Raw genomic sequence first — 208 nt, 5'->3', positions numbered from 1 at the left:
GCAAAGAAAGTCGTCAGTCGTTTCATGAAAGCGTCAGTGTCTCCGCTTTCAATATCCTTCACGAAATTCATGATTCCGAACGTAGCCTCCGAATTATCCATTCCCGTATAGCTCGGCAACAGGAATTCCATGAAACCGTCCTCCACCTCTTTGTTCGGGAATCCCAGTATATAAGTCTTGAATCTGCTGTCATAATCCTTGATTGTCA

The 208-nt window shown here is 44.2% G+C and carries 1 pseudogene; it reads right to left on the bottom strand.

The annotated features are described in order from the left end of the window. Positions 1–208, bottom strand: a pseudogene (locus H6A61_RS15860) (AAA family ATPase); the annotation flags it as partial.

It is taken from the genome of Bacteroides caecigallinarum, assembly GCF_016901995.1.
Taxonomy (GTDB): domain Bacteria; phylum Bacteroidota; class Bacteroidia; order Bacteroidales; family Bacteroidaceae; genus Phocaeicola; species Phocaeicola cellulolyticus.
This window is presented reverse-complemented; position numbering and strand designations above follow the sequence as displayed.